This is a genomic window from Ruegeria arenilitoris (assembly GCF_013031355.1).
GTDB lineage: Bacteria > Pseudomonadota > Alphaproteobacteria > Rhodobacterales > Rhodobacteraceae > Ruegeria > Ruegeria arenilitoris_C.
The window spans coordinates 21915-33466 of the sequence record NZ_WPZO01000019.1 but is presented as its reverse complement, the minus strand read 5'-3'; the positions used below and the strand labels follow the sequence as shown (position 1 = coordinate 33466).

General features: G+C 48.5%; 10 protein-coding genes and 2 pseudogenes. 6 read left to right on the top strand and 6 right to left on the bottom strand.

From position 1 onward, the window contains the following. Positions 1-125 precede the first annotated feature (125 nt). Positions 126-364, bottom strand: a pseudogene (locus GOX63_RS23435) (transposase); the annotation flags it as partial. A 154-nt stretch (positions 365-518) separates the two neighbouring features. On the opposite strand from GOX63_RS23435, the gene GOX63_RS23430 reads away from it, so the two are divergent. Next, positions 519-1664 (top strand): glycosyltransferase family 4 protein, encoded by a 1146-nt coding sequence (locus GOX63_RS23430; protein ID WP_170329101.1) that lies wholly within the window; start codon positions 519-521, stop codon positions 1662-1664. A 438-nt stretch (positions 1665-2102) separates the two neighbouring features. Continuing rightward, positions 2103-2885 (top strand): histidine phosphatase family protein, encoded by a 783-nt coding sequence (locus tag GOX63_RS23425; RefSeq protein ID WP_170547341.1) that lies wholly within the window; start codon positions 2103-2105, stop codon positions 2883-2885. A gap of 181 nt (positions 2886-3066) precedes the next feature. Here GOX63_RS23425 and GOX63_RS23420 read toward each other — a convergent pair whose 3' ends face one another. Beyond that, positions 3067-3780: a WbqC family protein gene (locus GOX63_RS23420; RefSeq protein WP_170329104.1), complete on the bottom strand. Its 714-nt coding sequence runs from the start codon at positions 3778-3780 to the stop codon at positions 3067-3069. A gap of 838 nt (positions 3781-4618) precedes the next feature. On the opposite strand from GOX63_RS23420, the gene GOX63_RS23415 reads away from it, so the two are divergent. From GOX63_RS23415 to GOX63_RS23400, 4 genes are all read left to right on the top strand, one after another. After that, positions 4619-5776 carry a DegT/DnrJ/EryC1/StrS family aminotransferase gene (locus GOX63_RS23415; RefSeq protein WP_170547338.1) on the top strand — a complete coding sequence of 386 codons (1158 nt, stop codon included), beginning with the start codon at positions 4619-4621 and terminating at the stop codon, positions 5774-5776. Positions 5777-6107: 331 nt separating this feature from the next. Then, positions 6108-7046, top strand: coding sequence for a hypothetical protein (locus GOX63_RS23410; protein ID WP_170547335.1), 939 nt, complete (start codon positions 6108-6110; stop codon positions 7044-7046). 286 nt (positions 7047-7332) lie between these two features. Next, positions 7333-8781: an NAD(P)/FAD-dependent oxidoreductase gene (locus tag GOX63_RS23405; RefSeq protein ID WP_170329109.1), complete on the top strand. Its 1449-nt coding sequence runs from the start codon at positions 7333-7335 to the stop codon at positions 8779-8781. A 188-nt stretch (positions 8782-8969) separates the two neighbouring features. Further along, complete coding sequence (locus GOX63_RS23400; RefSeq protein ID WP_170329111.1) at positions 8970-9977, top strand: hypothetical protein; 1008 nt, start codon at positions 8970-8972, stop codon at positions 9975-9977. Positions 9978-10087: 110 nt separating this feature from the next. Here GOX63_RS23400 and GOX63_RS24210 read toward each other — a convergent pair whose 3' ends face one another. The 4 genes and pseudogenes from GOX63_RS24210 to GOX63_RS23705 form a co-directional block, all read right to left on the bottom strand. Further along, positions 10088-10300, bottom strand: a complete 213-nt coding sequence (locus tag GOX63_RS24210; RefSeq protein WP_367646768.1) for an integrase core domain-containing protein — start codon at positions 10298-10300, stop codon at positions 10088-10090. Then, entirely contained in the window at positions 10297-10557 is a 261-nt protein-coding gene (locus tag GOX63_RS24205; RefSeq protein WP_367646769.1) for a hypothetical protein, read from the bottom strand. Before GOX63_RS24205 ends, GOX63_RS24210 begins: the two co-directional genes overlap by 4 nt. Then, positions 10478-11149: pseudogene (locus GOX63_RS23710) on the bottom strand (IS110 family transposase); the annotation flags it as partial. The pseudogene GOX63_RS23710 and the gene GOX63_RS24205, both read right to left, overlap by 80 nt. 103 nt (positions 11150-11252) lie before the next feature. After that, on the bottom strand, positions 11253-11396 hold the full coding sequence (locus GOX63_RS23705; RefSeq protein ID WP_217356286.1) for a hypothetical protein: 144 nt from the start codon (positions 11394-11396) through the stop codon (positions 11253-11255). Positions 11397-11552 lie beyond the last annotated feature (156 nt).

The window sequence follows — 11552 nt, the reverse complement described above, 5'->3', positions numbered from 1 at the left end:
AGACGTTCGGGAAGCCGATAACCTTCTTATCGAAGATACCAAATTTGATGGCGGCCTAGGTAATACGCTGACTCTGGAAGACACGACGCTGTCAGACTTGACACAGAACCATTTCATCGTCTGACTTTCCCAGCGCCTAAACTGGACGCTGTTCGGTGTGCCTTCAGTAGGCTGCATCAATCATCACTGTCTTTTCCTCGCTGTGATCTGCGACCATGCCGGCCATCATCTGGACTAAGATGCGCTTGTCACTCCATCACTTCCAACGGTTGCACAAGGTCTTGTGAGGGCCATATTCCCTTCGTGCATCTCGCCATCGCAACCCATTGCGGTTGATAAAGATAATACCGTTCAAGACGCGCCTTCTTGGCGTTGGATAACCAGGAAACTTCAGACATGCTCACTACTCGCGTTCGAGCCGTGAATAACGTAACCGCTCGGAAATCAATGAGTCCTGAGCCTAGGCCGTTGAACTTTTATTTGATCCCCACCCCCCCAAAAATAGGTTACATAACTCCATGGATATTCAATTTGTTAGCAAGTACCCTATTAAGCCCCACGGGACGACACAACTGCGGTGTATACAACCGGCAGAAGCACTGCGTACAGCAGGATATCGTGTCTCAGTGGATACAATTTACCATACCCGGCCGCTTGCAGATAAAGCGATCATTCTGCATCGGGTCCCATATGATGATTATTCGCGGGCCTTCATTAAAGCTGCGCGCGCGCGCGCGAAATCGCTAATTTATGATACAGATGATTTAATATTTAACGAGGAAGGCAGCGCCTATTTGGCGCAAGGGCATAAAGCCAAACAATATCGTACGGGTTCTCAGCCATTTTCAATGGCGATGAGCGCCTGCGACCATGTTAGCGTGTCCACGCAATTTCTGGCTGATCATGCTGCTTTGATTCACCCACAAACAACAGTTGTCAAAAATACGTTGAGCAAGATGTATTTGCAACTTAGCTCTAAGGTCGTGACGAAAAGGCAAAAAAGAAAGAACGAAAGTGTAACCCTAGCGTACTTGCCGGGTTCCAAAAGCCACGACGCAAATTTTGCTGTTATCCAAAACGCACTTTTACAGGTTTTGAGAAAACTACCACAAACAAAGTTGCTCATTGTAGGCCCGCTTGAAATATCCGCAGAATTTGAAGCGTTTGGTGAAAGAGTAATCCGTGAGGATCTCAAACCATATGCGCAATACCCGCATATCTTTGAAGGTATAGATATTAACTTAATCCCACTTGAGATAGAGCAAGCGTTTTGCCAAGCCAAAAGTGAGTTGAAATTTATTGAAGCAGGAGCGTGTGAGGTGGTTAGTATTGCTACTCCAACATCGCCGCACAAATCTGTTATACGCCATTCCGAAAACGGACTGTTGGCTGAAGCGGACAAATGGGAAGCGTCACTTATTCAACTGATACAGAACAAATCTATGCGTGAGGTCTTAGGAAAAGCCGCGCGTAAGACGGTCTTATCGCATTATACGCCGCAACAATCCTTATCATCTTGGGTTGATTTGATTGAGTCCGTGACACCAAAAGGTTTTTCCGCCCCGGTCACTCGGGTAGATCGCATTTCCAATTCATTATCTTTGAATGCTCAGTATTGGAAGTTAAAACTGAGACGGGCGTTATCCGAAATTGCGAACAGATGAGCTTGGCCATTCGCATGCCTCAAGCTTTAAAGTTTGAGTAATTGGCGTAAGCGGTCCACCGATAAATTGGTCTGTTGGCTGCGTGACTAACTGCTCTGAAGTTCACGCCGGCGAGGCTGGGATATGATGCTGGCTGGTATCGTAAAAAAACCTTAAAGATAGGAGGGCATAACCTGCATACCGTCTCGCTAAACTTTCTGAATCAAAACAACTTCAACCATCTCAGAGACCAGCAGCGCCGTGAGCATTTGCGGCGGGTGCCCGAAGGTCATCCTGCCACCATGTCCTTGACCGCTAACATCATGTTCTGGTTATAAATCCTAACCTCAGATGGGCACCCAGTGCTTGAATAATCCGGCGTAGTATCATTTGCCACTTGCCTCTTGCGTAAATAGGCCATGCATGAGGACAAAAATTTGTATATAGTGTAAAGTTGAGATGTCTAAAACGATCCGAAGCGTATTAGTAATATTAGCCATTTTGTCTTTGGCCATAGTGGTGTCGGCCTCAGCTGTCTATCTGTATGAAAAAAGAAAAAAGATTAAGAGTGCTTTTGGTCCACAAACTAGTGATGTCAACTCCGCAGATGTAAATTACGACGCCTCAGAGATGGACATCTACTGGGCCAAAGAAATTTTGAATGGAGGTTACATCTTGCATTTTCGTCACGCTGAGCGTGATAAATGGTTAGACGTTCAGATGTACGACGCTCTGGAAAGTGATGTACATCAAAATGGTTTAGATGAGAGCCGGTATGCTGAAAATGATTATTTTGGCGACGCTGTTTGTTTGAACGAGCGCGGCAAGGTACAAGCAAAAGCCATTGGCGAACACATTAAATATGTCGGCTTACCAATAGGCAATGTTATTTCATCAGTCTCGTGTCGAGCAAGGCAAACAGCGGAGTTGGCATTCGGAGGATTTGACTCACAGCACAGAAGACTCCTCCATAAGGGACCTTATACTGAAAAACCTCATATTAGAACACAGCAACTTACCGAGTTTTACCAAAACTTGGATGTTGAAGATGGAGTGAATACGATTGTATCAGGTCATAATAACGTTATTGAATGTGAAATGTTTATTAACAATAAGTGCCCCAACAAACCCCGACTAGAAGAGGGGGGTTTTTACATATTTAGTAAATCCGATGATGGCCTGATATTTGAGTATGAGTTTCATAGCTATCACCACTTTAGTCGAGCTTTTTTTGAACGCTAATCGCCAGGCGTAGCGGTAGGTATTTTGGGTTGACGGTAGTTGATAAGGGAAGTTGCCCGTTCCTGATCTATCAGGTGCAAAGCTAGTGCTTATTGTGATCGAGCAGACTACCCCTTGTTTAGCCCCCTGGGGCCGGGCCATTTCCTTGAAAATTTCGGACGCAGATGACGCATCGCCCTGATCAAGTTAACTCATAACTTTTTAGATGACTTCTAATTTCGTCGATCGATTGGTTCATTATCAAATCTATCACTGACAGGGCAGGAACAAACTCTTTTGAACCAACCTGCTTATAGCGAACAAAATTAGGATTAATGAATTTTAGTTCTATTCCATGTTCTTTGAAATGCCCTTTATCATACAAAGAACTTCCGCCTGCGGCGTTCACATATGAGTTACATTTCAGTCTTTTAGCAATACAAATTAACCTTTCGCTACGCTCCATTCCTTTAGTATCAGAAAAATCTTTTGATGACTCATGTATCTTGCAATCAATCCCCAACATATCAGCTGCGCAAGTTATCGATAATTTTGCCATCCCACTTATTGTGCCTTTTTTACTGCCAAGAACTCTGTCGACATACTCCATGCCAACATCATAATACTTTGCCTTAGCGTAGGAGTGTTCCAATGTTCTTCCAAATTTTCTTTTGAAGTTGTCTAAATTTGCGACGTTTACTTCGTTAATGATCGAATTTTGACTACTTTTTGATAGTGGAATAGAAAAGGTAACAGGGTTTCCATTACTCAGTATTCTATTCCGATTTACCCAACCTCGCATAATGAAGTTAACGTCATCGTACAGCACAAAATGTGAAGCACACTTCATTAAGTTAAAATAGCCAATGTAAGGGAAAACATATGGCTGCATAACGGCAAGAACATCATTGTTCAACTTAAGTGTCCTTATTTCAACTAACAAATCTTTAAACGCGCCAGCTGTCCGCCATCAAATGATGACGACCATAGTGTGTGATAAGTATTTGACGATCTGAATCGCTGTTGTTTCAATCTATGCTGCGTTCTGCCGGTGCAGCAAGCGGCGTCTCAGAATTGTCTGTTTCCTTTTTTCCGTTCCGTGTCTGAGATTGGGTCGCCCGATCGAACTAGACGTCAATGGGTTCAGGTTGGTCGGGCTCTCGTGGTACCAGTTGCTGTATTGGCTGACGAAGTCACTAGTCGTGGCTCAAGAACGACCGGAAGATACTACTTTCCAATCGAGGTTGGTTCTTCAAGGTCTGGTGCCAGCGCTCTACTTTGCAGTGCGATTGCGGTTGGTTTCGCGCATCATGAACACGATCCTCCCCCCTGGCTTTCAAGGCGCCTTGCTAGATTGCTGGAGATTTAGTTGCCATTGTCTAAGAGCAATTTCGTTGATGCGCAGCGGTAGCACCCAGACTAGGTTCGTTGAAGCTCGGATACAGACCCAATTCATCTTGGCTTTGCGCTGCCTGTAAGCGTCCGTCAGTCCAGGAAGCGCGTCGCCGCGAAAGTTGACCAACCAAGAACAATGCTGCGGTGTATCCACAATTGACTACTGAGGCTGCAGGAATGCCGGGGCGCTTCGTTTCATTCTGCGCCAAAACTTGACGGTCCCAGTTTGCTTGGGTGCCGGACTTTTCAATTTTTTTTCTGGCAAGTGTTGGTTCAATGGATACTAATTGATCTACGGTATTTGTCGGCGACGCGAGTGCCTAGAAGGTTTCAATTTACAAGTATTTCGGAGTGAGCCAATGACATCCGCAGGCCGACGAGAAAGCATCAGACCTGATGGGCGATTGAAGAAAGACACAAAACGGGTTCATTCCACACCAGTGGCCGGGATTCACACTGCCTCAGTCCAGGAACCGAAGCCAAGAGTATCGTTCATCGAAAGCAAGACGCCGAATCTCGAGCGCATTTCCGTGTTGCTGGCGGGTTGCCAAAAAAGAAACCAATGGGCCAACGAGGGTCCGTTATTCCACCAGTTGATTGAAGCATACCGAGAACACATGGATCTGCCGCCGGATCGCGCGCTCTTCCCATGCAGCAACGGCGGAATTGCTTTGGAAGCGATGGCACGCCTTCATGAATTGAAGAATGGGCGTCGACTTCGTTGGTTGGCGTCGTCGTTCAGTTTCAGTAATTTGGCTCGTGGGTATTTTTCTGATGTCTCCTTTCTCGACTGTGATGAAACTGGGCTACTCGACCTGACGGCTTTAGAGAACGTCGATGTCAACTCTTATGACGGCGTGATCGTTACAAACCCACATGGCGTCTGCCGCAACTTTCAGCCGCACATTGATTTTGCAAAGCAATCGGGAAAGGCACTTTTGATCGATAATGCGGCTGGATTGAATACGCAGGTTCCTGACTGGCCGTGGCAGTGTTTCAGTCTGCATCACACCAAACCCTACGGGGTCGGAGAAGGCGGTCTGGCTCTTGTCCCGCTGCACGAATACGAGGAGTTACGCTCACTTCTCGTCTATGGCTCAGTGCCATCTCAACCCGCCTGCTGGCTCAATAATGGCAAGCTTTCGGACATTTCCTGTGCTTTCCACCTTGACCGTCTCGAACGTTTTCACGATTGGGCGCCGCTTTACCATGAACAGGCCCAACGGGTAATCGAGATTGCCGAAAACGTGGGACTCAGCCCCCTCCTTCCGTTCGATGGCTGGGCGATCGCAACGAGTTGGCCTCTTCTGGCAAATCAAGAGATTGCACCGGAAAGAACCGACAATTCACAGTCAATCGTATTAGCGAAATACTACAAACCGCTCGCAGCGACGCCGCGCTCCCAAGATATCTACAATCGATTGGTCAACTTTCCTACTCACGCAGACGTCGCACAATTAACTGACGAGCAAATCCGAAACGAAATGCAAAAATTGCTCTTGCATGGAGGAAGCTAAGCGAAGATTCACGTCGCCCTCTTTAAAACAGACAACCTTGAGTGACATAGTAAATCATTAGGTCTTTAAAATTCACGCGCGGCAATCGATGCTTCGCACGCGAGCTTGGTTGCCGGCCCCCCACTAGAAGGAGAGAATTGGAGCTGAAATTCACATGATTTGCGACCGCCTGATCATCGGTATATGGACAGTTTGCGCTCGTGAGAAGAATGTTTGGCTTTGATTACATGATACAGTTCCCAGCAGCCGAAATCAGAAACTATCTGGATGGTCTTTCAATTGATGCTGCCGTCATTTCAGATCGACCTGCCGACCGGAAGAGGCGCACAATATGAGCAGAATTGAACGCCCAATCGTCGTGTATGCAAACCCCTTCAGCGAAACAAGAGGGGGGCCCATTGTGCTTCATAGGCTCGTGGATCGCCTTAACCACATGGGCGAAGACGCGTACGTCTATCCCAAAGCAATGCAGTATCAGTATCCCTCATTCCCAAAATTTGAGCTCCGCACTAGGTTGAAAACATGGCGCCGCAACAAGACAGCACCTTTCGCTGCTCAGAAAAACTTTCGCGTTAATCCCGACTTTGTGACCCCAATAGCCGACAAGAAAATACTTAAAGAGGCAATCGTCGTTTATTCCGAAACTGTTGATGGTAACCCACTGAGAAGCAAGCGTGTCGTGCGCTGGCTCCTCCACAAACCAGGGTTCTTTCGTCCAGAGATTCGCTTCGGTCCCAATGAACTTATGTATTTCTATAATCCTGGGTTCGCAGAAGGTGTAGCTGGACTTGACCAGGAGAACCATCTCAGGGTCACTTGGCTCCGGAGCGACGTGTATTTTGATCGTAAGCTTTCTAACCGCTCCGGCACCTGCCGGCTGATCCGGAAGGGTCGTCACACTGGTCTCTCGGAAGTCCCCGAAGACGACGATGCTATCCTCGTTGATGACTTGACTCATGAAGAAAAGGCCGAAGTTTTCAACAAAACAAAGGTTCTCTACAGCCATGATCCGTTTACGCAATACCTGACATACGCGGCGATGTGTGGTTGCATTCCGGTTGTGGTTCCGCAGCCGGACAAAGCATTACACAACGAATTTACCAACAGACCAGCTAGCGATCGTTGGGGAATAGCGTATGGCGAGGAGGAAATCGGTTGGGCGCTCGAAACACGGGGCATGCTATTCGAGCAGCTCTCCAAGGAGCAGGAAAGTGAGGATGAAATGCTTGTAGCGTTTGTCGAACGACTTCGGGAACGTTTCTCGGACTGAAAGGTCTTATTAGAATAACTTGGCTAGAGTGGCGCGGGCGCATTTGAGAGGATCTGTCCTTAGCGCCCTTTTAGAGGAAACCTAATTCAGCGATCTAGAGAAATAGAGCTAGACAGCCTTAGAAAAGTCCTAATACTGTCGGGTCGGTGCCACAAGAGAAGTCTAATTTTCCGAGTGTGACTGTAGCGAGTGAGCCGTACATTTCGGCATAGTAAATTGAGGCTGCATTGAATTCACAACCGGCAGGCAATTGCTCTGATTTCCGGCGTTTTTATAGGGAGTTACAATGCGCTATTTGGTTGCGGGTAATGGAATTCTAGGCCTGTCTACGGCCTTCAGGCTCACCCAACAGATGGGTTCCAATGACAGCATTGTCATCGTCGCTCCGGAAGCCCGGCAATATTCGGCTACTCTGCCCGCAGCAGCGATGCAGAATTCGTTCGCCGAGATAGAAGTCGGCGCGCTGGATTCCGAGAAAGATCTGTATCGATTTGAACTCAGCCATTGGGCGACGCGCATGTGGCCCGAGTTCGAGAAAGAACTGATCGAGGCCGCGGGCAACGATATCCCGTATGGCTGCTCGAAGTGTGAAGTCTTCAGAGGCGGCTGTTTCGGCCAAGGCACTTATGTCGTCAACAACACCGCAATGAGCGAAGTTGATGACCTGAATTTCGCCGCCATGATCTCGGCGCTCGACGACTTCAACGAGCAGTATGAATACGTCGATCCGAAGTCGATCCCGAATTATTACCCTGAGGAACGCTATCGTGCGACCCAGGCGATCTTGATTCATAATGAGGGCTGGTTCAATCCACGCCTGATGCTGGAGAAACTGGAAGCTATCCTGAACAGACATCCCCGCGTCCAGTTCATCAACTCAACGGTAGAGCAACTTGTCGGCGACAAGTCATCTGTAATCGACGCAAAGCTCGGTAACGGCGATATGTTATCCGCAGACTACTTTGTCCTCGCGGTAGGTGCTACCATTTCGGATATCCTGGGAGCCAGCCCCGACGTCCCACTAAACGTTCAGCCGGTATTCCACAATGTTGGCTCGTCCATGGAGATCAAGAGCAGCGATTACCCGCACTCCAAGTGCATTCGAACGGTGAATAGAGGTTTCGCATGCGGCATTTATACGGTCCCCTACTTTCTCGGGCCAAATGAGCCCAAGGACCACATCATTATCGGCGCGACCAGTATTATGATGCCGAAACCGCATAACACGGTCCGATTGTACGCATTGGAAGGCTTGATGCGCAGTGCGATGGAACAGATCAATCGTCACTTCTACCGGGCCGAGGTGGTCCGGACGAACGTGGGCTCTCGTCCCATCGCGCAGGACACATATCCGCTTCTTGGAAAGACACAGGTCCCCAACCTGTCGATCATCAGCGGCACCAACCGTGATGGCTTTCACATGGCTCCCGTCATCTCGAAACTCGTTGTCGACCAGATACTTGAAAATGAAGTCGACGAGCGGTTTGAGTGGTTCGCACCTGATCGCGAAGTAATTAGGGAAATGGACCGTGAGGCCGCCATTTCAAGGAACGTCATGAACCAACTGGGCGCCATGTACCAACACGATTTCATTCCTCCTAAAGGCAGATTCCCTGAAAGAATCGAAGGCATTCTCCGGGCTGATGTGGAAGAGGTTCACGATAAGGTTGGCGCACACGATTGGGGGATCCCACCGATCATGATCGATATGTACAAGTATGGTCACGCGATCTGACATCTGGCAGGTGCCAGTAAATAAGATGAGGTATCGCGCTGTACCCTCTACAAGTTTATCATGAAACTATTTTCAGTTAGTCAGCTGAATGCACTTGAACTGGAGCAGAGCATTTATGAATGCCTGAGGAAGCCGCTAATAAGTTCCCGGAAGTATCGATCGCGTGCTCCTATTTTTTGGAAAAGTAGATGGAGCTTTTAACAAAACGATCCGATTGTGAGGCTGCACTATCTGGTTTGAGTAACTCGATCCTTGATAGCTATCGCTATAAAGCAATTTTAAACAAGCATTATGAACCAGATGAATACCTTTTCTTCCGTGAAAACAATGACCTCATCCCATTGGTATTGAAGGATAACTTGGTGACCTTCTACGGGGGCACTCGACACAATTGGAGTAACACCTTACCCGACAATCCAGCATTGATAAATAAAGTTCTGAGTTATCTCAATAAACGGGACTACGCATTTCGGATATTACCAATAAATAGGGACTACTTCACAGATTTGAATGTTGAACATAGAGTTTTCGATGTTCCTTTTGAGCCGGAATGGCACTTAGGTAATGTGCAAGACTACGATCAGGAAACGTTTCTAGCTTCTCTCTCCGCAAAGAAGCGTTGGTCTTACAGGCGAGTTCTCAGACACATGGAGAACTACGAGTTCGAAACCGTTTCACACGAAGACTTCAAGCCAAAGTTTTCTGATGTAATGGATGCACATTGCCGCTACTTCTCACAGCGCGGCAAGGTTTCAGCGTGGTACAACGCCGAGCACTTGTTGGGTGAGATTTTCGAGTACTTCGCTGAACATGAGAACTTGCTTATTCGCCAGGTAACGCATGACGGAGCCATCGTGGCTGTCTATACGATCGTCTACAATTCCCAGGAGATGATCCACTACTTTGGTGGCTCAGTGAAAAAGGATGACAACTACATATCGAAGGCCGTTTATTTCGATATGCTCAGCATTGGAAAACAACTGTCGTTGCAGCTGGATCTCTCAGTTCTGAATGGGCTTAGGGGTGCTTTTACAAACAAGAAATCCTTTGGATACAAACCAGTTCCCCTATATGCGCTGGTAAAAGACGATACCTGGATTGTGCGAAGGGACGCGGATATTAGCGAACAACAATATGATGAAATCTACGGAAGACAATTTGGAATAGAGAGCCATAACAGAGACGCTTCCGAATGAGCAGGCCAACCAGATGGGCTAGATCCTCTCTTAGCTCAGGCCGCCCTCTGTCCCCAAACCCCTGACGACGGACATGTATCGACCCAGCGGAATCCGCTCAGGTTAAGCTGCTAATTTGAATGCCTCGTTGGCGTGCGCATAGCAAGAGCCTGATGCGGTCGTTTGTGATTATAGAACTGGATCCAGTCGGCAATCACGCGGCTCGCATGCGCCAGTCTTTCGAAGCGATGGCGATGCACGCATTGCTCTTTCAATGATCGGATCAAGCGTTCCATCATGCCGTTTTGCTGCGGACAGTGGGGTGTGATGAACTCCTGTTTCAAACCGTAGCTGCGAACGAGCTTGGTGTAGGCGCGAGACGTGAAGACCGGGCAATTCTCGCCAGCTTGTTTGCTAACGCTACGGTGGCAACATTCTTATGTACTCTTTGTTCGAGATCATCGAGCCGACCACCGATCCGATGCGACGAACGGTTCCCGTTCAATTTGAAGCTCCGCGCGTCATGGATGAACATTCGGCGCAAGTAACTGTTCCCACGCTTGGTGATACTGCCCAATCTGATCTTGTCGCCGGTTGACATCTGCCGGGGCACTAACCCGATCCAAGCTGAAAAGTCCCCCCCCTCTTCTAAAAGCTGACCCGTTTGCGACAGCTGCGATCATGGCTGTGGCGACCAACGGCCCGACACCCGGAACCGTCATCAGGCGTTGGCACGCCCGATCTTTCATAGCGAGACCCTCTAATTCTTGAGTGAGATTACGAACGGCTACATCTGTCGACGGCCATTTTGCCCAAAGACCTGAGATCAGAGTGCGCATGGCTGGCGATATCGCCATGTTCTCTTCAGCCAAAAGCTCCTGAACCACGCCCTTCAATCCGCCTCGCCCCTGGCGCATCGTGATCCCATGCTCAACCAACGGGCCCCGGATTTGGTTACTAACCTCAGTGCAACGACCGACGAAACGATCCCGAACACGATGAACAGCCTGCAATTCCAATTGCTCTCGTGTTTTGATCGGAACGAACCGCATTGTTGGTCGTTGGACAGCCTCGCAGATTGCTTCGGCATCGAGGAAGTCGTTCTTCTGAGTTCTGAGATATGGTTTCACATATTGCGCCGGCATCAGACGCGCGTCATGGCCCATTTCTGTCAGCGTACGACCGATGTAGTGGGCACTGGCACAGTGCTTCCATGCCGACCAAACAAGGTGGCAGAAATCGAAACAAGGCGAATAGCTGTGGCCTTGTGTACTTTCGTTGCTTCACGAGGTGGCCTTAGACGTCCATCGCCACAACGTGAAACACGTTCTTACCGAGATCGATCCCGACGGCTGCAAACTCTGACATGATCCTTTCCTCCAGAATTGTTCCAATGAAAAGATGGCCGGTTCGGCCGTTCTCTGGAAAGGGGCGGACCATCCCACTACTTCTAAGCCCCGCGCGTCGCCGCGCCTGCATCGATCATGTGCGCTGTCAGTTTAGGACAGCCATCACCTTGCAGGTGTGCCAGTCCAAGATGGCGACCAGATAGAAAACGCCCTAGCGCATCGGCAGGTATCCTGTTCTCTCAAATTG

Excerpts from the sequence above, each read along its gene's own strand:
- GOX63_RS23415 (WP_170547338.1), top strand. The coding sequence starts at position 4,619 with ATGACATCCGCAGGCCGACGAGAAAGCATCAGACCTGATGGGCGATTG.
- GOX63_RS24205 (WP_367646769.1), bottom strand. The coding sequence starts at position 10,557 with ATGTCAACCGGCGACAAGATCAGATTGGGCAGTATCACCAAGCGTGGG.
- GOX63_RS23405 (WP_170329109.1), top strand. The coding sequence starts at position 7,333 with ATGCGCTATTTGGTTGCGGGTAATGGAATTCTAGGCCTGTCTACGGCC.
- GOX63_RS23410 (WP_170547335.1), top strand. The coding sequence starts at position 6,108 with ATGAGCAGAATTGAACGCCCAATCGTCGTGTATGCAAACCCCTTCAGC.
- GOX63_RS23430 (WP_170329101.1), top strand. The coding sequence starts at position 519 with ATGGATATTCAATTTGTTAGCAAGTACCCTATTAAGCCCCACGGGACG.
- GOX63_RS23425 (WP_170547341.1), top strand. The coding sequence starts at position 2,103 with ATGTCTAAAACGATCCGAAGCGTATTAGTAATATTAGCCATTTTGTCT.
- GOX63_RS23705 (WP_217356286.1), bottom strand. The coding sequence starts at position 11,396 with ATGGTCCGCCCCTTTCCAGAGAACGGCCGAACCGGCCATCTTTTCATT.
- GOX63_RS23400 (WP_170329111.1), top strand. The coding sequence starts at position 8,970 with ATGGAGCTTTTAACAAAACGATCCGATTGTGAGGCTGCACTATCTGGT.